Genomic DNA, 16,412 nt, shown 5'->3' on the forward strand with positions numbered 1-16,412 from the left:
TAACTGAGGACACGTCAAATGAGGGCCCGTAAGGCCACGTGAGGCAATGCCCGGCGCGCGGTGGCGCGCCGCGGCGGTCAACTCGCGACGGGTGGCGTTACGGCCCCGGATCGCCTAAAATTAGGCAAAACCGACGGCGGTGCTCGGACAGAGTCGGGGCGCCGCTTGTCCTGATGGAGCGGTCCCGGTGGATGGTCCGGCATGAGCCGGCGCGGGGACCGAAGGGAGGAGCAAATATGTCGCGTCTTGTGGTCGTGTCCAACCGAGTGGCCGTGCCGGACGCTCAGTCCGCGACGGCCGGCGGCCTGGCGGTGGCCCTGCGCGATGCGCTGCAAAGTTGCGGCGGCGTCTGGTTCGGCTGGAGCGGCAAGACCGCCGCCCAGACCGCCGAAACCCCCTCGATCACCGAAATCGGGCCGGTCACCTATGCGACCCTCGACCTGGGTCGCAAGGACTACAACGAATACTACAACGGCTTCGCGAACCGGACCCTGTGGCCGCTGTTCCACTACCGCCTTGATCTGGCGGAGTTCAGCCACGAGAACTACGCTGGCTATCTGCGGGTCAACACACTGTTCGCCGAGAAGGTCCGGCCCCTGATCGGGGATGACGATCACATTTGGGTGCACGACTACCACATGATCCCGCTGGGCCGCGAACTGCGGGCGTTGGGGATCGAGCACCCGATGGGCTTCTACTTGCACACGCCGTTCCCGGCCATGGAGGTGCTGCTGGCCCTGCCCAGCCACGCCCTGCTGGTGGAAAGCCTGTGCGCCTATGACGTGGTCGGCTTCCAGACCGAGAACGACCTGCGCGCCTTTCGCGACTACATCGTGCACGAGGCCAACGGCGAGGAGCTGGACGCCACCACCATGCGCGCCTACGGCCGGCTGGTGCACACCGAGGTCTTCCCCATTGGCATCGAGCGCGGGCAGATGGAGGCGGCGGCCGAACGCGCGGTGGAACAGGGCGCGGCCCGCCGGCTGGAACGCACCCTGCACAACCGCAGCCTGATGATCGGCGTGGACCGCCTCGACTACTCCAAGGGCATTCCTGACCGCTTCAAATCGTTCGAGCGCTTCCTGGAGCTGTATCCGGCCCATCGCGGGCAGGTCTCCATGATGCAGATCGCGCCCCTGTCGCGTTCCGAGGTGCCGGAGTACAAGAACATCCGCGACACGCTGGAGGGGCAGGCCGGCTACATCAACGGTCGCTACGGCGATTTCGACTGGATGCCGCTGCACTACCTCACCAAGAACTTCCAGCGTGAGACCCTGGCCGGGTTCTTCCGCCTGTCGCGTGTCGGCGTCGTCACCCCGCTGCGCGACGGCATGAACCTCGTCGCCAAGGAGTACGTGGCGAGCCAGGACCCGCAGTATCCGGGCGTGCTGGTGCTGTCCCGCTTCGCCGGCGCGGCGCGGGAGCTGGACACCGCCCTGCTGGTGAACCCCTATGACCACGACGCGGTCGCAGCGGCGCTCAACCAGGGCCTCGTCATGTCGCTGGAGGAACGCCGCGAACGCTGGCAGAGCATGATGGCCAAGGTGCGCGAGAACTCGCTGGAGCATTGGCGGGAGCGATTCCTGAAGGTGCTGCGCGCCGTGCCGACCCCGATGGCCTTGCAGTCCAGCCGCGACACCGGAGCGGCCTCGAAGGCCACGTCGGTCGCCGGTGCCTGAGCCGTCCCGGACCGGCACCGCAATGCCCGCCCCGCCCCGCCCGGGCCTGATCGCCGATATCGGCGGCACCAACGCCCGCTTCGCCCTGGTCAAGCCGGACGGCCGTGTGATCGCGGCCGAACGGTTGGCGACGCGTGACTTCCCGGGTCCGGTGGAGGCCGCGCGCGCCTTCCTGGCCCGGCATGCGCGCGACGAAAACGCGCCGGACCGCGCCGCATGGTGCATCGCCTGCCCCGTGGGGGGGGATGAGGTCAGCCTGACCAACCACCCCTGGACCTTTTCCATCGCGAGCAGCCGGGCCGCGCTGGGGCTGGACGCCCTGACGGTGGTCAACGACTTCGTCGCCAACGCCATGGCGATTCCCGAGCTTAGCCCCGCCGATACGCTGAACGTCGGCCCGGAGCCCGCACCCGCCACGACCCCCATCTCCGCCCCCATCGCTGCGCTGGGTCCAGGCACGGGCCTGGGCGTGGCGTTGCTGGTGCCGGACGGCCCCGACCTGTGGCGTCCGCTCGCCACGGAGGGCGGGCACGTCACGCTGGCCCCGACCACCGCCGAGGAAGCCCGGGTCATCGCCCACCTGTGGAACACCTATGACCACGTCTCCGCCGAACGGCTCGTCAGCGGTCCGGGCCTCGCACTGCTGTACGAAACGCTCTGTGCCCTGGACGGCGAACCGCCCGCCCAGACCGGCCCGCGCGCCATCGCCGCCGCCGCGCAGGCGGGCACTGACGCCCGCGCCGTGCGCGCGGTGGATATGATGTTCGCCTTTCTGGGCACGGTGGCCGGGAATCTCGTGCTGTCGGCCGGCGCCCTTGGTGGGGTCTATATCCTCGGCGGGATCGTGCCGGCCAACCGGGATCGGTTCCAGACCTCGCCGTTCCGCGACCGCTTCGAGGCCAAGGGCCGGTTCCGCGACTATCTGGCCGGGGTGCCGACCCGGGTGGTCCTGCATCCCAATCCGGCCTTCCCGGGCCTAGTCCGCCTGCTGCGGGACACCGGGCGAACCGTCGGGTCCCCCTGACCGGCCGCCCGCTCCCCTTTCTCTCGCAAGGACGCCCACCGTGCCGCCAGCGATCGAACCTCTCGCCCTTGACCAGCGCGACGTCCTCCTGGAGGCCGCCGAGGACATCGCCGGCCGGGTCGGCGACATCCCGATGCGCCACTTCCGCACCGGGCTGGCCTACGACAGCAAGACCGACGCCTCCCCCGTCACCCGCGCCGACCGGGAGACGGAGGCCCGCCTGCGCGACATCATCGCGACCCGCTTCCCCGACCACGGCATCGTCGGCGAGGAGTACGGCAGCGCCAACACCGACCGCGACATCATATGGGTGATCGACCCCATCGACGGCACCAAGTCGTTCATCTCCGGGGTGCCCCTGTTCGGCGTGCTGGTGGCGGCGCTGCATCGCGGCCGCGTGGTCGCCGGGGCCATCCACATGCCCGGCCTGGGTGAGACCTTCAGCGGCGGGGCCGGCCTGGGCTGCCGCTTCAACGGCCGCCCGGTGCACTGCCGCAAGGGCGTCGCGCTGGCCGATGCCTTCCTGTGCGGCAACGACCTCGGCACCCTGATCCGCGACCAGCCGGACGTCGCCGAGCGCCTGGTCCGCACGGGGCGGTTCCTGCGCCCGACCGTGGACTGCTACCCCTACGCCCAACTCGCCGCCGGATGGGTCGACGGCGTGATCGACCACGGCCTGTTCCCCTACGACTATATGGCCGCCGTCGGAGTCGTTGAGGGCGCGGGCGGCATCATCACGGACTGGACCGGCGCACCGCTGACGCTGGAATCCGACGGCCGCGTGGTCGCCGCCGCGACGGCGGAGATCCACGACGGGTTGCTCGCTGTGCTGCGAGGCGGCTAACCGGCGGCGGGCGGTGGCCCGCCTCCCGGCACCACTCCGTTCCTCGCCTTTCCTTCACCCCTCGGCTCGCGTAGGATCGCGCGCATGTCCGCCGCGCCCCGCTCCGCCCCACCGCCTTCGCCCGCGCACACCGCCACGTCCCGCTTCGAGGGGGGCTTCGAAGGTCGAGGCCTGATCTGCATCCGCAGTGAGCGGATCGTGTTCGCGCATCTCGACCTCGCCCTGAGCGCCGGAGAGGCCCTTCTGCTGCTGGGCCCGAACGGTTCGGGCAAGTCCTCGCTGCTGCGCCTGATGGCTGGGCTGTTGCGGCCCGCGGGCGGCAAGCTGGCGTGGCACGACGGGCCAGTCGCGGACGAGCCGGAGCGCCACCGCGCCCGCACCCGCTACGTCGGGCACACGGACGCCATCAAGCCGGTGCTGAGCGCGCGCGAGAACCTCACCTTCTGGGCGCGGGTCTGCGCCGGACCGGACGACACACGCGCCGATCTCGACACCCGAGTCGCCGCCGCGCTTGATCGGCTGACGCTGTCCCATCTGGCCGACGTGCCCGGGCGCATGCTGTCCGCCGGCCAGAAGCGGCGGCTCAACCTCGCCCGCCTGCTGGCCGCGCCGGCACCGCTGTGGCTGATGGACGAACCGACCACCGCGCTGGACGTGGGCTCCATCGCCATCCTGGAAGAAATCCTCGCCGAGCACCGCGCCAGGGGCGGCATGATCGCCCTGTCCACGCACCAGCCGGTCACACTGCCCGAGGCGCGGGTGCTGAACCTCGACGACTACGCCGTGGAACAGGCGGGGGCCTGGGGTCTGCCCGGCAACGCACACCCCGACGAGGAGATGCCGGTATGATCGGGGCCGTGTTTGCCGTTCTGCGCCGCGATCTGCGGCTAGCCCTGCGTCAGGGCGCGGACAGCCTGATGGTGGTGGCGTTCTTCGTCATCACGGTGGCGCTGTTTCCGTTCGGCGTCGGCCCGGAAATCACGGTGCTGGAGCGCATCAGCGCGGGCGTGGTGTGGGTGACGGCGCTGCTGGCCGCCATGCTGTCGCTGGATCGGCTGTTCCAGACCGACTACGAGGACGGCAGCCTCGACCTGCTGACCCTGACGCCCACGCCCACCATGGCCATCGTACTGGGCAAGGTCGCGGCGCACTGGCTGACCACCGGCCTTCCCCTGATCGTGGCCTCGCCCGTTCTGGCGCTGCTGCTGCACATGCGGCCGGAGGGCTACGGCGTGCTGCTGACGGCCATGGCGCTGGGCACCCCGACGCTGAGCCTAATCGGCGCCGTGGGCGCGGCCCTGGTGCTGGGCGCCCGGCGGGGCGGCGTGCTGCTGTCCCTGCTGGTGCTGCCGCTCTACATCCCGGTGCTGGTGTTCGGGGTTTCGGCCGTGGACGCGGCCGTGATGGGGCTGGAGAGCCAGGCGCAGCTCATGATCCTGGGTGCCATGCTGCTCGCGGCCCTGGTGCTGTGCCCCTGGGCGGCCAGCGCCGCCCTGCGTCAGGCGGTGGAATAACGCCGCTCGCCCGCTCCCGAAAACGAAGGGGGCGCGCCCGGCGGCACGCCCCCATCCCGATCCGCGACTGGCGGTCCGTCAGAACTTCAGCGCCTTGGCCTGCACCACATGCGGCAGGGCGCTGACGGCCGCAAGGGCCTCCTCCGGCACCGGCCCGTCGACCTGCAACAGACAGATCGCCTGACCGCCTTCCTTGGCGCGCCCCAAGTGGAACGAGGCGATGTTGATGCCGGCCTCGCCGATGGTCGTGCCCAAGCTGCCGATGAAGCCCGGCTTGTCGTCGTTGATGAGGTAGAGCATGTCGGCACCCAGCTCGGCCTCGACCCCGATGCCGTTGATGTCCACGATGCGCGGCAGGGCGTCGCCGAACAGCGTGCCCTCGACGCCGCGGGTCTGGCGCTCCGTCGTAACCTCCAGCTTGATGAGGCTGTGGTAGTCGCGGCAGGTCTCGGTCTTGGTCTCCAGCACCTCGATGCCGCGATCCCGCGCCACGATCGGCGCGCTGACCATGTTCACGGCCTCCAGCAGCGGCGACAGCAAACCGCGCAGCAGGGTGGCGGTCAACGGCTTGGTGTTGAGGCCCGCGACCCCGCCCTGATACTCGATCCGGACGGTGCGGATGCCGGTTTCGGTGATCTGGCCGGCGAAGCCGCCCAACTGATCGCACAGCTTCATGTAGGGGCGCAGGCGCGGCGCCTCCTCCGCCGTCACGGACGGCATGTTGAGCGCGTTGGTCACGGCGCCGGTCAGCAGGAAATCGCTGATCTGCTCCGCCACCTGCAGGGCCACGTTCTCCTGCGCCTCGCTGGTCGACGCCCCCAGGTGCGGCGTGCACACCACGGTGTCGAGACCGAACAGCGGGTTATCCTTGGCCGGCTCCTTCTCGAACACGTCCAGGGCGGCCCCGGCGACGTGCCCGCTTTCCAGCGCCGCCTTCAGCGCCGCCTCGTCGATCAGCCCGCCGCGCGCGCAGTTGATGATGCGCACGCCCTTCTTCATGCGGCCGATGGCCTCGGCGTCCAGAATGCCCCGGGTCTTGTCGGTCAGCGGGGTGTGCAGGCTGATGATGTCGGCGCGCGCGATCAGATCGTCGAGTTCGACCTTCTCCACGCCCAGATCCACGGCGCGGTCAGGCGTCAGGAACGGGTCGAACGCCAGCACCTTCATGCGCAGGCCGATGGCCCGCGTAGCGACGATGGAGCCGATGTTGCCGCAGCCGATGATGCCGAGCGTCTTGCCCGTCAGCTCGACGCCCATGAAGCGGCTCTTTTCCCACTTGCTGGCGTGGGTGGAGGCGTTGGCCTGCGGGATCTGCCGGGCCAGCGCGAACATCATGGCAATGGCGTGTTCGGCCGTGGTGATGGCGTTGCCGAACGGCGTGTTCATGACCACCACGCCCTTCTGGCTGGCGTAGGGCACATCCACGTTATCGACACCGATGCCGGCGCGCCCGACGACCTTCAGGTTGGTCGCGACGTCCAGGATTTCCTTGGTCACCTTGGTGGCCGACCGGATGGCGAGACCATCGTACTCGCCGATGATGGCCGCGAGTTCGTCCGGCTTCAGACCGGTCTTAACGTCGACCTCGACGCCGCGGGCCTTGAAGATCTCGACCGCACGCGGGCTGAGGCTGTCACTCACCAGCACCTTGGGCATGGTGGCGTCCTTTCATGTTCGGAAGGCGTCGGGCGCGCCGGGGCCGCGCGAGGGGCCGGGACGCGCCGAAACATAGGCAGGAGAACGGGCCGGCGGTGCGCGCCCCCTCCGGAGGAAGGGGGACACGCACAACGGCCGGCGGGTTCGCCGGGCTTAGGCGGTGGCGAGTTCGGCCTGAACGGTCGCGGCCGCCCAGTCGAGCCAGGGCAGCAGCGCCTCTATATCGGCGGTCTCGACGGTCGCGCCGCCCCAGATCCGCAGACCGGCGGGCGCGTCGCGGTAGGCGCCGATGTCGTAGGCCACCCCGGCCTCGTCCAGCAGGGCGACCATGCGCTTGGCGGCCTTGCCCTGGGCGTCGGCGGGCAGGGCCGTGAACCAGTCCGCCACCACCTTCAGGCAAATGGAGGTGGAGGAGCGGGTCGCCGGATCGGTCGCCAGGAAGTCGACCCAGTCGGTGCGGGCGACCCAATCCTCGACGGCCTTCAGGTTGGCGCGGGTGCGGGCCAGAAGCCCCTCCCGGCCGCCGATGGTCTCGGCCCAGGTCAGGGCGTCCATGGCGTCCTCGACCACCAGCATCGACGGCGTGTTGATGGTTTCGCCCTTGAAGATGCCCTCGGACAGCTTCCCGGCCTTGGTCATGCGGAACAGCTTGGGCATCGGCCACGCCGGGGTGTAGCTCTCCAGGCGCTCCACGGCGCGCGGCGACAGGATCAGGACGCCGTGCTGCGCCTCGCCGCCCAGCACCTTCTGCCAGGAGTACGTAACCACATCGAGCTTGTCCCACGGCAGGTCCATGGCGAACGCGGCGGAGGTGGCGTCGCAGATGGTCAGCCCCTCGCGGTCGGCCGGAATCCAGTCGCCGTTCGGCACACACACGCCCGAGGTCGTGCCGTTCCAGGTGAACACCACGTCACAGTCGAAATCGACCTGGGTGAGATCGGGGAGCGCGCCGTACTCGGCCTTCAGGGTGCGCACGTCGGTCAGCTTGAGCTGCTTGACCACGTCGGTAACCCAGCCGCTGCCGAAGCTTTCCCACGCCAGCATCTCCACGCCGCGTTCGCCCAGCAGGGACCACAGCGCCATCTCGACCGCGCCGGTGTCGGAGGCGGGAACGATGCCGATGCGGTAATCCTCGGGCAGGCCGAGGAGGGCGCGGTTCTTGTCCATCACCGCGTTGATGCGGGCCTTGCCCGGCTTGGAGCGGTGGGAGCGGCCGACCAGGGCGTCGGCGAGGGCGGCGGGGGACCAGCCGGGGCGCTTGGCGCAGGGGCCGGAGGAAAAGTTCGGGTTTGCCGGCCGGGTGGCCGGTTGCTGTACAGCCGTCATGAAGTCTCCCTTCCTTGGCAGAAGGGTCTCGACCCGTTGGGAGGTCGTGGCCCGCGCCGTTGATAGGCCCGGGGTGGGATAGGGTCAACAGCGAAAAAAGGGCCGCCCCCGCGCACAGACCCGCCATGATAGGTTTAGCGCCGCGCCGGTCCGGCCGGTCACACCCGCTCAACCGACTTGCCCCGCCCGACCGGCGCATGTAAGGTACCCGACCGGTCGGCAGTTCACCGAGGCGTCGCCGCCCCGTCAGGGGAGCTAAACCTGCCCGCATCCGTCCTCCTCGACCGACACCTTATCCCGTGCCGTGTCGGAAGCCGGCGACCCCCGACAGTCCTTTCCCGGACCAAACCGGCACATCGTGAGGATAAGCGATGTCCAGGACCGCCTTTCCGTTCGCCGCGAACGATATCTCCGCGCTGGCCCGATCCCTGCGCGACCAGTGGGACGCGCGCGCCGACACCCCCCAAGATCGCCCCCGAGACGTCTCCCAAGGCGCTCCCCAGGGTGGGGCCCAAAATACGCCGAGTCATGTCGAGCTGCTGAACATGCTGGCGCGGGCCAGCGGCTTCCGCAATTTCCAGCACTTCCGCGCCCAGGCCGTGGCCCGCGCGCGCCTCGAACAACCGGCTCCCGAGCCGGTCGCCGAGGCGCCCGTGGACTTGGTGCGCGTGCACCGGGTGATCCGCGTGTTCAACCATAGGGGCATCATGACGCGCTGGCCGCCGAAGGCCAGCGAACGCGCGTTGTGTCTGTGGGTGCTGTGGGCGCGGTTCCCGAGCCGGACGGCGCTCACCGAGCGGGCCGTCAACGACCGCCTGAACCTGTGGCACGGGTTCGGGGACCATGCCCTGCTGCGCCGCGAACTCTGCGACTCGGGCCTGATGACCCGCACCCGCGACGGCCGGGAGTACCGGCGCGTGGAACGGCGCCCGCCAGCAGAGGCCTTGGCCCTGATCCACTATGTGGGCCGGGCCCGGGATCTCGTCGCCCAGGCCCCCGGCACAGAGACGCTCCCGGCCTGATCCGGCCGGGGGCGCCCCCACAACGCTGCGACACCGGGGTTAGGACGCGGACACGCCCCGCGTCGCCTCGGCGACGGCGGCGGAATCCTCGCCGCGCATGGCAAGGTCGCCCAGCGACACGGTGCCGACGATTTCCTTGCGAGCGTTGGTCACCAGCAGCCGGCGGACCTGCGCCTCAGCCATGATCCGGGCGGCGTCCACCACCGAGTCCTCTTCGTCGATGGTCCGGACGTCCTCCGTCATAACGTCGCGCACCGGGGTATTGTTGACGTCCCAACCCTCCCGTACGGCGCGGACCACAATGTCGCGGTCGGTCAGGGTACCCACCAGCGTGCCGTCGCGGTCCACCACGAGCATGCCGATGGAGCGGGTGTCCATCTCGCGGGCCGCCGCCTTCAGACTGGCGGTCGGGGTGATGGTGGCAAGGCCGGTGGACATGATCTGCTTCAGGCGTTTCATAGACGTCTGCTCCCTCGATCGACTGGGGGAAAAGATTAGGGGGTGATCCGTGAAAGGGTGGGGATCGCGCGGTCAACGCACCACGAACACCGACACGTCGCTGTGCCGCACGAAGGAGTCCGCGTGGGACCCGAACACCATGTCGCTGAACCGCGGAATGTGAGAGGCCATCACGACCAGATCGGCGCCCATGCTCTCCGCCTGCTCACGCAGCAGGTCGTCGAGATCGACGGCGGGGTCGTGGCTGACGACGGGGTGAGCCTCCAGGCGCGCCCCGGTCCGCTGCGCGTGATCCTCGACGAACGCCTTCAGCTTCTCGGCGTACTCATCCGGGGAACGGGCCACGGCGGTGGGCTGTGACACCGTCACCCCGACCACGCTGACCGGCGCGTCATACAGCTTCGACAGGTCGGCGGCCTGATCCATCGCCTTGGTTACGGCGTCCTGATGGGCCAGGTCGACCGGCACCATGATGCGGGAATACATAGCGAGCCTCCCTTTCTGTCCAAATGGGGACAGGGAGGCAACGCGACCCGCCCGGGGCGCGTTCCATCGCGATGGTCGGTGCGCCCCGGATTCGTCCGCAGTGGTCAGCGGCACGGTCGGCGGGGGATGGGATCGGCCTTTACCACAGGATGGGCAACACGACGGCCGTCAGCACGCCGGCCCCCCCCATGGCCAGGCTGGCCGCGTACCCCGCCTCGGGACTCTCGTTGAAGGCGCGCGCCGTGCCGATGCCGTGCGCGGCCGCGCCCAGCGCGATCCCACGCGCGCGCGGGTTCCGCACGCCCAGCGCGTTCAGCACGGACGGCCCCAGCACCGCGCCCAGGATCCCGGTCAGGATCACCAGCACGGCCGTGAGGGACGGCAGCCCGCCGATACGCTCGCTGATGCCCATGGCAATGGGGGTTGTCACGGATTTGGGCGCGAGGGACGCCACAGTGGTGTCGCCGGCCCCGAAGGCGATCCCCAGGCCGATGGCGCCCAATGAGGCCACCAGGACGGAGGCCAACAGCGCCACCGCCACGCCCGGCCACCCGCTTCGGAGCATGTTCAAGGCCCGGTACAGCGGCACCGCAAGCGCCACGGTCGCCGGCCCCAGCAGCACATGAATGAACTGCGCGCCCTGGAAATAGCGGTCGTAGGAAATGCCGGTCCCCGCCAGCACCAGCCCCAGAACCACCACGGACCACAGCACCGGATTGGCCAGGGGATGCATCTTAAGGCGCCGGTAAACCACGTCCGCCGCAAGATAGGCCAACACCGTCAGGGTCAGCCCGAACAGGGGATCGCGGGCCAGATAGACCCAGATGTCCGTCAGTCCGTGCATCATGGCCGTCTCTCCAGACGGGCCATCAGCACCCCGGCCACCGCGATGGCGGCCACCGTGCTGCCCACCAGGGCGACCGTGATCGGCACGGCCTCGCTGGCCAGCAGGGCAAGGTGCGTGGTCACCCCCACGCCCGCCGGCACGAACAGCAGGGACAGGTGCCCCAGCAGGGTCGAGGTCACGCGCTCCAGATCCGGTGGCACGGCGGCGTCGGGGCCCACCCAAATGCCGCGCGCGATCAGCACGAGCACCAGGGCCACCATCCCCACCACGGGCCCTGGCACGGGCAGCGCCAGGGCATGGCACAGGGCCTCCCCGGCCAACTGAAACACCAACAGCAGGGCAAGCATGGAAAGCATAGAGAGGCGTCCTTCGTGAACCGGGTCTGGGCGCGCCGGTTCACGAAGGGCAGACGGGACCGATCGTCCGCCGCCGGCCACGCGCCAACGACCGCTGACGAGGGCCGTTGACGTTCGTGGCCGGTGCCGGTGATCTATCCCGACACTTACTCCGCTGCGGCGGCCCGGTCGAGACCCACCTGCCGCATGTCGCCATGATCCCGGTACGCCATGTGCATCTCGAAGGCACGTTCCAGGATATGCGGGGTCTGACCGCCCACGGTCCGCTCGGCATCGCGCATGTAATCGCCGATGATGTCGCGGTAGTCCGGGTGGATGCAGTTCGCCAGCACGGTCTTGGCGCGCTCACGCGGCGCCAGACCGCGCAGGTCGGCCAGGCCCTGCTCGGTGATGATCAGGTCCACGTCGTGCTCGCAGTGATCCACGTGGCTGACGAACGGCACGATGGAGGAGATGCGGCCGTCCTTCGCCGTGGACTTGGTCACGAACACCGACAAATAGGCGTTGCGGGCGAAGTCGCCGGACCCGCCGATACCGTTCATCATCTGCGAGCCCATGACGTGGGTCGAGTTGACGTTGCCGTAGATGTCGGCCTCCAACGCCGTGTTGATGGCGATCAGGCCGAGGCGGCGGATGACCTCGGGATGGTTGGAGATCTCCTGCGGACGCAGCACCAGCCGGTTCTTGTAACGGGAGAAGTCGGCGAACACCTGCGCGTTGCGCTCCTGCGACAGGGTCAGCGAACTGCCCGAGGCGAACGTCAGCTTGCCGGCGTCGAACAGGTCGAAGGTGCTGTCCTGAAGCACCTCGGAATACATGGTCAGGTCGTGGAAATCGGTGTCGATGAAGCCGTGCATCACGGCATTGGCGATCGACCCGATGCCGGCCTGCAACGGCGCCAGCGAGGTACTGAGGCGGGCCTTCGCGACTTCGTTCCCCAGGAAGTCCGACAGATGGCGCGCGATGGCCTTGGTTTCGTCGTCCGGCGGCGCGATGTTGGAGCAACTGTCCTGCTTGGCCGAGATCACCACGGCCGCGATGCGCGACGGATCCAGCGGAATCGACGGCATGCCCGCGCGATCGCGCGGGTTGGTGATGGGAATCGGGCCCCGGAACGGCCGGCGGGTGGGAATATAGATGTCGTGCATCCCCTCCAGGTCCGGTGACAGCGTCATGTTGATCTCGACAATGACCTTTTCGGCCAGCATGGCGAAGGTGGCCGAGTTCCCGACCGAGGTGGTCGGCACGATCGAGCCGTCCTCCTTGATCATCACCGCCTCGATGATGGCGACGTCGATCGGGCCGAGCTGACGCGAGCGGATCATCTCCACCGTCTCGGACAGGTGCTGGTCGACGAACATGACCTCGCCGGCGTTGATCCGCTTGCGCAGGGCCGGGTCGGCCTGGAACGGCATGCGGCGGGCCAGAACGTTCGCCTCGGCCAGCGTCTTGTCGAGGTCGTTGCCAAGGCTGGCGCCGGTCAGCAGCGAAATCTTGAAGTTCTCGCGCCGGCCCCGCTCGGCCAGCGCCATCGGCACCGCCTTGGCTTCGCCCGCACGGGTAAATCCGGACATGCCGACCGTCATGCCGTCCTTGATGTGCAGGGCGGCTTCTTCCGGCGTCACCACCTTGGCCCACAGGCTGCGTGGTTTGATGCGGTCTTGGTACATCCGGCGTTCCCTCCGCTTGGCGCTTATAGCGCGGTCCGTCATACAACCCGATAAGCATGGAATCCCACACCGGTGCCAGGGCCCTCGTGCGCAAGACAGCACACCCGGGTCGGGTTCTTCACGAAACTTTCCTTCGCACCGCAACATGAACGAGTGCGCACGAGATCGCGCCTCAGGGCCTATTTTTTCGATTTGTTTTCAAAAAGATGTCGAACCACCCCCTGCACACCGGATGGCATCTTCTGGCAGCGCAGCAGGACAAACAGCCAATACGTGCCTCTTCGTGCCGCGGTGCAAGGGAACCTGGCATGCCAAACACGCATGACTTGGGGTGCCGATCGGGGCGGACCGCCCCGCGGAGTCCAGGGTCACGCGCCCGCCTCAGCCACCGTCAGGATCCGGCCGCGTGCATCGTCCGGGTCGTGGGTCACGAGCACCGTGGGCAGCCCGCGCGCCGCCGCATGGTCGAACACGAACGCCCGCACCCGCGCCCGCAGGTCCGCGTCCAGGCGCGAGAACGGCTCGTCGAGCAGCAGCGCGCGCGGCTCCGCCAGCAGCACCCGCAGCAGCGCCACCCGAGCCGCCTGCCCGCCGGACAGCGTCGCCGGGTCGCGGTCCTCAAGGCCGTCCAGGTCCGCCTCCGCCAGGGCCGCCGCCACCCGCGCCCGACGCGCCCGCCGGCCCACGCCGCGCGGAATGCCGAACGCCAGATTGCCGCCCACGGACAGATGCGGGAACAGCATCGGGTCCTGAAACAGCAACCCGAGCCGCCGGCGTTCCGGCGGCAGGCCGCCCAGATTGCGCCCGTCCAGCGTTACCCGCCCCGACAGCCGGAACGCAGGGGACAGCGTCCCCGCCACGGCGTCCAGCAGGGTGGACTTGCCGGACCCGCTCGGCCCCATGACCGTGACCGTCTCCCCCGGCGCGACCGCCAGCGACAACGGCCCCAGGAGGCGGCGCGTGCCCAGGTGCAGCGTCACGGCCTCCAGCGCCAGGGTCATACCGTCCCCTCCCCTGCCGCCATGGCGCTACGCGACCGGAACAGCACGCGGGGCAGAGCCAGCGCCAGACCGAACACCAGCAGCGGCAGCGCGGCCTGAAGGAAGACCCGCACCCCGATCAAACGCCGGTCGCCCCCGGCCGCCAGCGCGACCGCCTCCGTGGTCAGCGTCGGATGACGGCCCGCGCCCAGGAACAGCGTCGGCAGGTATTGCGCCACGCTGACGGCGAACCCGATGGCGGCTGCGAACAGAATCGGGCGCAACAGCAGCGGCACCACGACCCGCACAAAGGTCCGACCCGGTCCCGCCCCCAGACTCCGGGCCGTGCGCCGCCAGCGCGGATCCAGCCGGCGGTGCGGATCCGCCAGCGCCAGGAACACGTACGGCAGCACAAACAGCAGATGCGCCCAGACCACGGCGCCCCAGGTCCCGTCCAGCCCCGCGAAGACGGCCAGGATCTGCACCCCGAACAGGAACCCCACCTGCGGCAGCAGCAGCGGCGTGTAGAGCAGCCACAGGCTCCCTCGGCCGGAGGGGCGCCCGCGCGCCGGCTCGTGCTCCAGGCTGCCCAGCGCCAGCGCCACCGCCAGCCCGGTCGCCGCGACGCCCACCGTGACCGTGGTCCACAGGGGCCCCGGCGACGCGGCGAGGTGGCGGCGCCAAGTGTCCAGCGTCAGGCCCGCCGGCCACGGCGCGGGCCAGAACCATGCCGTGGCCACCGACCAGAGCGCCATGCCGACGAGCGCCAAGGCGACCAGCGCGACCAAAGGACCGGCGACGGCCAGCACCATCCCCGGCCCGGCCCGGCGGCCCAGAGTCGGCGTGGCCGTCGGAGTCGGCGGCCCCGCCGTCACCCAGGACCGGGACAGGCGCGCCACGCCGGCTTCGCCCAGCCGCCAGACCAGCAGGACGCCCGCCACCAGCCCGGTCTGAAGCACCGCACCAGCCGCGCCCTGCATCCGCAGCGCCGGATCCGGATCGCCCAACCAGCGCACCACCTCCACCGCCAGCGGCCCCGGCGTACCGGGCGCCAGGACAAGCGCCACATCGACCACCGACAGCGAATAGGCCAGCACGGCGTACACAGGCAGCCGGATCAGGGGATACACGCGCGGCAGCACGACCCGCACCCAGGCCGCGACCGGCCCATAGCCCAGGGCGCGCGCCACCGCCACCGAGCGGTCCGCTTGCACCGCCCCCAGCGCGGCCAGCAGCATCAACAGAAGGTACGGCGTTTCCTTCAGGGTCAGCGCCAGCACGGCGGCCAACCCAAACGGATCAGGGACGGTCGGGAGGTCCGGCGGCAGCGTCCACCCCGTGGCCCAGGGCGAAGCGAGTCGCGCCAACCAGCCCGAGGGCGCCAGCAGGAACGCCAGCCCCAACGCCACGGCGACATGCGGCACCGCCAGCAGCGGCGCCAACGCGCGGCGGCACGCCGTCATCACGCGCGTCCCCTGCGCGCCCGCCGCAATCCCCAACGCCAACGCCAGCGACAGCACCGCCGCGCCCACGCCGATGCCCAACGACAGCGCAACGGACCGCCCCAAGCCGGCGGCGGCGCCCAGGTCCCGCCAGGGCTCCAAGCTCGGCGTGCCTCCGACCCCGGGCAGGACGCCGAACGCCGGCAACAGCGTTCCCGCCAGCCCCGCCAGCACGGGCACCAGAAACACGGCCAGGGTCAGTGGTGGAAACACACGGGTCATACGGGGACCATACAGCGGGACACGAGACGGTGTCCCGGGATGCAGCGGCCGGCGAAACGCCCTATATGGCAGGCGGAGGAGCACCGTGTCCGGAACCGGGCTCCACCGCACTTCGCCTGACCGGGAGCACCCACGTGACGAGTCTAGTTCAGCGCCTGCAAGTCCGCGAGTCCACCTCCGCCAAGAACCTCACCACCCCCGGCCCCACCGACGACGAGTTGGCCGAGGTCATGCGCGCCGCCGTCGCGGTGCCGGAGCATGGCGCCATCCGCCCGTGGCGCTTCCTCATGGTGCGCGAGGCCGGCCAGCGCCGCCTGAGCGAGGTGTTCGTCGACGACCTGCTGGCGGTCGATCCCGAGGCCAGCGAGACGGAGATCGCCAAGCGCCGCGACGGCCCCTTGCGCTCCCCCCTGCTGATCGTCGTCGCGGTCTCGCCGCGCGCCCACCCGAAGGTGCCGGAGATCGAGCAGGTGGTGGCCGGCGGCCTGTCCGCGTTCGTCATCCAGTCCTGCTTTCACGACATGGGCTATGGCGCCGTTTGGGTCACCGGCCAGCCCAGTTATAGCGAACGGGTCAAGACCGCCCTGGGACTCGCGCCGACCGACCACATCATCGGGTTCGTCCACGTCGGCACACGCGGCCCAGGGGCGTCGGCCAGCCCTCCGAAAAAGCGCCCGGAGCCGTCCGACTACATCGTGGAGTGGACCGGATCGTAACGGCGCTCGCTGGAGTCACAATCGTCCATTTTCCTTGAGTGTTTGACGGCACACGCCCTAGACTCTGCCATTCCGCGTGGGCTCGGGTCCCCGCCGCGGGGCCCGAACC

Annotated in this window: 16 protein-coding genes; 7 read left to right on the forward strand and 9 right to left on the reverse strand. The window is 69.8% G+C overall.

Going from position 1 to position 16,412, the window contains the following annotated elements; translation table 11 throughout:
* Window positions 1-236: 236 nt before the first annotated feature.
* From otsA to ccmB, 5 genes are all read left to right on the forward strand, one after another.
* Window positions 237-1,679 carry an alpha,alpha-trehalose-phosphate synthase (UDP-forming) gene (gene otsA, locus GGD82_RS05930; protein ID WP_150062321.1) on the forward strand — a complete coding sequence of 481 codons (1,443 nt, stop codon included), beginning with the start codon at window positions 237-239 and terminating at the stop codon, window positions 1,677-1,679.
* 22 nt (window positions 1,680-1,701) lie between these two features.
* Complete coding sequence (gene glk, locus GGD82_RS05935) at window positions 1,702-2,703, forward strand: glucokinase (protein WP_150062320.1); 1,002 nt, start codon at window positions 1,702-1,704, stop codon at window positions 2,701-2,703.
* Window positions 2,704-2,743: 40 nt separating this feature from the next.
* Window positions 2,744-3,547 (forward strand): inositol monophosphatase family protein, encoded by an 804-nt coding sequence (locus GGD82_RS05940; protein ID WP_211364761.1) that lies wholly within the window; start codon window positions 2,744-2,746, stop codon window positions 3,545-3,547.
* An 84-nt stretch (window positions 3,548-3,631) separates the two neighbouring features.
* Complete coding sequence (ccmA, locus tag GGD82_RS05945; protein ID WP_150062319.1) at window positions 3,632-4,396, forward strand: heme ABC exporter ATP-binding protein CcmA; 765 nt, start codon at window positions 3,632-3,634, stop codon at window positions 4,394-4,396.
* Window positions 4,393-5,061 (forward strand): heme exporter protein CcmB, encoded by a 669-nt coding sequence (ccmB, locus tag GGD82_RS05950; RefSeq protein ID WP_150062318.1) that lies wholly within the window; start codon window positions 4,393-4,395, stop codon window positions 5,059-5,061. Before ccmA ends, ccmB begins: the two co-directional genes overlap by 4 nt.
* Before the next feature lie 78 nt (window positions 5,062-5,139).
* Here ccmB and serA read toward each other — a convergent pair whose 3' ends face one another.
* Together serA and GGD82_RS05960 are read right to left on the reverse strand one after the other, a co-directional pair.
* The gene (gene serA, locus GGD82_RS05955) at window positions 5,140-6,717 is read right to left on the reverse strand and encodes a phosphoglycerate dehydrogenase (RefSeq protein ID WP_150062317.1); all 1,578 of its coding nucleotides are present in this window, start codon (window positions 6,715-6,717) and stop codon (window positions 5,140-5,142) included.
* Window positions 6,718-6,870: 153 nt separating this feature from the next.
* Window positions 6,871-8,043, reverse strand: coding sequence for a phosphoserine transaminase (locus tag GGD82_RS05960; protein WP_150062316.1), 1,173 nt, complete (start codon window positions 8,041-8,043; stop codon window positions 6,871-6,873).
* 371 nt (window positions 8,044-8,414) lie between these two features.
* Between GGD82_RS05960 and GGD82_RS05965 the strand changes: the two genes are divergently transcribed.
* Window positions 8,415-9,065, forward strand: coding sequence for a DUF2087 domain-containing protein (locus GGD82_RS05965; RefSeq protein WP_150062315.1), 651 nt, complete (start codon window positions 8,415-8,417; stop codon window positions 9,063-9,065).
* A 39-nt stretch (window positions 9,066-9,104) separates the two neighbouring features.
* Here the strand turns inward: GGD82_RS05965 and GGD82_RS05970 are convergent, their stop codons facing one another.
* From GGD82_RS05970 to GGD82_RS06000, 7 genes are all read right to left on the reverse strand, one after another.
* Window positions 9,105-9,524 carry a CBS domain-containing protein gene (locus GGD82_RS05970; protein ID WP_150062314.1) on the reverse strand — a complete coding sequence of 140 codons (420 nt, stop codon included), beginning with the start codon at window positions 9,522-9,524 and terminating at the stop codon, window positions 9,105-9,107.
* 72 nt (window positions 9,525-9,596) lie between these two features.
* Window positions 9,597-10,010 carry a universal stress protein gene (locus GGD82_RS05975; RefSeq protein WP_150062313.1) on the reverse strand — a complete coding sequence of 138 codons (414 nt, stop codon included), beginning with the start codon at window positions 10,008-10,010 and terminating at the stop codon, window positions 9,597-9,599.
* Between the two features lie 139 nt (window positions 10,011-10,149).
* A complete protein-coding gene (locus GGD82_RS05980; protein ID WP_150062312.1) occupies window positions 10,150-10,857 on the reverse strand; it encodes an LrgB family protein in 708 nt (235 codons plus the stop codon).
* Window positions 10,854-11,213 (reverse strand): CidA/LrgA family protein, encoded by a 360-nt coding sequence (locus tag GGD82_RS05985; RefSeq protein ID WP_150062311.1) that lies wholly within the window; start codon window positions 11,211-11,213, stop codon window positions 10,854-10,856. Before GGD82_RS05985 ends, GGD82_RS05980 begins: the two co-directional genes overlap by 4 nt.
* A gap of 146 nt (window positions 11,214-11,359) precedes the next feature.
* Window positions 11,360-12,883: a succinyl-CoA:acetate CoA-transferase ScpC gene (gene scpC, locus GGD82_RS05990; RefSeq protein ID WP_150062310.1), complete on the reverse strand. Its 1,524-nt coding sequence runs from the start codon at window positions 12,881-12,883 to the stop codon at window positions 11,360-11,362.
* A gap of 368 nt (window positions 12,884-13,251) precedes the next feature.
* Window positions 13,252-13,884, reverse strand: coding sequence for an ATP-binding cassette domain-containing protein (locus tag GGD82_RS05995; protein ID WP_150062309.1), 633 nt, complete (start codon window positions 13,882-13,884; stop codon window positions 13,252-13,254).
* A complete protein-coding gene (locus GGD82_RS06000) occupies window positions 13,881-15,587 on the reverse strand; it encodes an ABC transporter permease (RefSeq protein WP_150062308.1) in 1,707 nt (568 codons plus the stop codon). Before GGD82_RS06000 ends, GGD82_RS05995 begins: the two co-directional genes overlap by 4 nt.
* 134 nt (window positions 15,588-15,721) lie before the next feature.
* Between GGD82_RS06000 and GGD82_RS06005 the strand changes: the two genes are divergently transcribed.
* Complete coding sequence (locus tag GGD82_RS06005; protein ID WP_170284273.1) at window positions 15,722-16,303, forward strand: nitroreductase family protein; 582 nt, start codon at window positions 15,722-15,724, stop codon at window positions 16,301-16,303.
* Window positions 16,304-16,412 lie beyond the last annotated feature (109 nt).

The sequence above is a fragment of the Roseospira marina genome (assembly GCF_014197855.1).
Classification (GTDB): Bacteria; Pseudomonadota; Alphaproteobacteria; order Rhodospirillales; family Rhodospirillaceae; genus Rhodospira; species Rhodospira marina.

Excerpts from the sequence above, each read along its gene's own strand:
- otsA (WP_150062321.1), top strand. The coding sequence starts at position 237 with ATGTCGCGTCTTGTGGTCGTGTCCAACCGAGTGGCCGTGCCGGACGCT.
- glk (WP_150062320.1), top strand. The coding sequence starts at position 1,702 with ATGCCCGCCCCGCCCCGCCCGGGCCTGATCGCCGATATCGGCGGCACC.
- ccmA (WP_150062319.1), top strand. The coding sequence starts at position 3,632 with ATGTCCGCCGCGCCCCGCTCCGCCCCACCGCCTTCGCCCGCGCACACC.
- ccmB (WP_150062318.1), top strand. The coding sequence starts at position 4,393 with ATGATCGGGGCCGTGTTTGCCGTTCTGCGCCGCGATCTGCGGCTAGCC.
- serA (WP_150062317.1), bottom strand. The coding sequence starts at position 6,717 with ATGCCCAAGGTGCTGGTGAGTGACAGCCTCAGCCCGCGTGCGGTCGAG.
- GGD82_RS05960 (WP_150062316.1), bottom strand. The coding sequence starts at position 8,043 with ATGACGGCTGTACAGCAACCGGCCACCCGGCCGGCAAACCCGAACTTT.
- GGD82_RS05965 (WP_150062315.1), top strand. The coding sequence starts at position 8,415 with ATGTCCAGGACCGCCTTTCCGTTCGCCGCGAACGATATCTCCGCGCTG.
- GGD82_RS05970 (WP_150062314.1), bottom strand. The coding sequence starts at position 9,524 with ATGAAACGCCTGAAGCAGATCATGTCCACCGGCCTTGCCACCATCACC.
- GGD82_RS05975 (WP_150062313.1), bottom strand. The coding sequence starts at position 10,010 with ATGTATTCCCGCATCATGGTGCCGGTCGACCTGGCCCATCAGGACGCC.
- GGD82_RS05980 (WP_150062312.1), bottom strand. The coding sequence starts at position 10,857 with ATGATGCACGGACTGACGGACATCTGGGTCTATCTGGCCCGCGATCCC.
- GGD82_RS05985 (WP_150062311.1), bottom strand. The coding sequence starts at position 11,213 with ATGCTTTCCATGCTTGCCCTGCTGTTGGTGTTTCAGTTGGCCGGGGAG.
- scpC (WP_150062310.1), bottom strand. The coding sequence starts at position 12,883 with ATGTACCAAGACCGCATCAAACCACGCAGCCTGTGGGCCAAGGTGGTG.
- GGD82_RS05995 (WP_150062309.1), bottom strand. The coding sequence starts at position 13,884 with ATGACCCTGGCGCTGGAGGCCGTGACGCTGCACCTGGGCACGCGCCGC.
- GGD82_RS06000 (WP_150062308.1), bottom strand. The coding sequence starts at position 15,587 with ATGACCCGTGTGTTTCCACCACTGACCCTGGCCGTGTTTCTGGTGCCC.